Annotated in this window: 2 protein-coding genes; both read right to left on the reverse strand. The window is 35.8% G+C overall.

Annotated features, from left to right (window positions below):
- Positions 1-175: 175 nt before the first annotated feature.
- Positions 176-1,552, reverse strand: a complete 1,377-nt coding sequence (locus AACL61_RS09475; protein ID WP_339111311.1) for a C69 family dipeptidase — start codon at positions 1,550-1,552, stop codon at positions 176-178.
- A gap of 1 nt (position 1,553) precedes the next feature.
- Positions 1,554-2,588, reverse strand: coding sequence for a competence protein CoiA (locus tag AACL61_RS09480; protein ID WP_339111312.1), 1,035 nt, complete (start codon positions 2,586-2,588; stop codon positions 1,554-1,556).
- Between the last annotated feature and the right edge of the window lie 76 nt (positions 2,589-2,664).

Here is a 2,664-nt window from a genome sequence, read left to right on the forward strand (position 1 = left end):
TACATCTTAAGGCAAAAGAGGCCTTTTTTATATAATTTTTATCGCCCACCCGCATAGCAGGTGGTTTTTTGTTTCGTGCACTCGCTCTGCTCGCGCACTCAACTAGGTCTAAAGACATTAATAAAAAGAGATTGGAAATGATGACTATCTATCCAACCTCTTTTTTATTTTCGATTTAGAATTGCAATCGTTCTTTTGAAAAGGCAAGTTTAACTAGCTTCCCTAGTAATTTTTTACTTTCGTCCACTGCGGTTTCGGCCATCCGATTATTAATTGTGGTTAAAAATGCACTCACATCCTGATGTTCTGCTATTTCCTTATCCGTATTATTTTGAACATTCATTGTTTTTGCCATTACTTGCAATTCAAAATTTTCTTCAATACTCTGTGCTTGCTGATAATTTTGGTCCCCAAGCGCAGCAATTGTATGAGTGAGCCAATACATATCATCTATTGAATATTCAGTACTAGTGTTTCGATAAGGGATTGGTGTATCGTCAATATTTGCATAAAAGGGAACCACAGCATTAAAAGTATTAGGACCAAATGCCAACCAATGGACACCAGCAATACTTGCAGGAACATTATTACGTATTTGTAGAATATGTAATTCTAAGTTTCGGTTTAATGCAATTGACCTAAATGGTGCTTTATCTTTTTCTAAATGATACGGGTCAAAAGCTGTCCCTTGATAATGAGAACTCATTAACTTCTTGATCGTAGTTACAGTAAGCTTTTCTTTTGCATAACAGATGAATGGAAGGTTATTACTTTGCGGATTAGCATTTATCGTCCCTAATTGCTGCTGAACATACCATGCTCGTGGGTTATTATAGACAGTATCAGTAGCAGTTGCACTTCCACAAATATGTCGTAAATTGTATTCGTTCTCGCTAGGATTCAACTTATTTTGATCAATCCACTGTTTCAAATTTGGTGAACTCATTGTGTTGGAACTGTCAAAATCAAAATTAGTAATGTTAAATCGATTAGGAGCAATCACATAGGCGTTATCAGGGATTTTAACAGCTGCCCAATGATGACCGCCAATTGTTTCCATATACCATACTTCATTATTATCACTAAAAGCTATCGCATTAGCCTCATAAGTACCATACTTTTCTAATAAGCTTCCTAGCTTCTTAACACCATCTTGCGCACTCCTAATATAGGGAAGGACTAATGTTACAAAATCTTCTTCGCCAATTCCTGATAAAGTATTATAAGGATCTACTGCTAGTATCCGGGCATTAGTAGTAATAGTTTCAGTCGCACTCATCGCAACATTTACACCATTGATACCGCCTGCACCAAAAATCCCATCTTTATCGTCAGCGTCAGGCGTAGAAGTATATTTTAGCTTAGGAACTGGTAAATCAATTTTAAAGTCAGTTGTTTTGCTTTGATATTGACGTGGCTGTCTTTCTGGTTTTACTAATACAAATCTTTGAGGATCAAATGCATTACCATAATCTTCCTCACGACAAACTATAGTTGACCCGTCAATCGTTGCATTCTTTCCTGCTAAAAACATTGTACATGTATGTTGCATATTATGATCTCCTTTTAACCAGCTGTAGTTTTAACTGTGCATCATTAAACCATTGTGGACGATGAATTAAAATAAGATGATTATCCTCCCTACAAATTACTTTAAAGGCAATTAATTCGTTTGTATATTGGTTGATAATAATATTGCGAATTGTTTCTGGAGGTAAACAACCGGGGAATAGCCAGTCGCTTTTGTTTACCTTAATTAATAAATTTTTCCATTCCTTATTCCCCCAAGAATAAAATAAGGGGAATTTCTCTATCTCTAATATTACACCAATTCGCCAAATAATTATTGGAATAGACATTGCCGGCCAACTTGCAATAAGATCATGACATACCAGCGGACATTCAGACAAAGCGTGACCAGTAAGTCTTAAAGTAGTTAATGATAGTTCTCTTATTTTTTTACTTGGAAAATGATACTGTTTCTTCTTCAACATTTCAATCTGCTCCATTAAAATAGTCTTTTTATCATACCTTAACCGGCTATAGGAGCACCGCCAGTATTTCTGATTAATAACTAATTGCGCCCTTTTCACATCCCAAAATAAGAGAACAAACTGTTTTCTAAAAATTTGCGTAAACTGAACGATTTTTTTATTCCTCAAGTTACGCAAATAAGGTGATCCTAATATCCACCAAACCGGAATTTTTAACTGGCGATACCCTTCATTACGTGCTAATAACTTTTCAAGGCTTAAGGGACTACATTGAAATTCAACTGCTACAGTATGCCCATTAATTTCTAAAAGAATATCTGGCCGTTGAGCAACTGTTGGAAAATAGACTTCTAATTGCGGATTCCAATGATGCTTTTGTGCCCATTGATAAATCTGCTTTTTTCCTTTTAAATGTTCTAATGTTTCACCCTCGCTAAAGCCACAGTCATTTCCCTTCTTATGGGCATAATGAGTAATCTTATGCTTTCCTCGTCGCAAGATCACTCCCTGCCCGCATCCTGGACAATAATACGCCATATCGCTTTTTGCGTTTTCAGCTAACACTAATTGATCATTATGAACTGCAATTAACATTTAATCCCCCTATATATTTATATACGGAAATTAATCAATTTTGCACGAAAAAAAGCGTAAGCAGTCCGTATCCACA

The organism is Limosilactobacillus reuteri subsp. porcinus (assembly GCF_036621895.1).
Classification (GTDB): Bacteria; Bacillota; Bacilli; order Lactobacillales; family Lactobacillaceae; genus Limosilactobacillus; species Limosilactobacillus reuteri_J.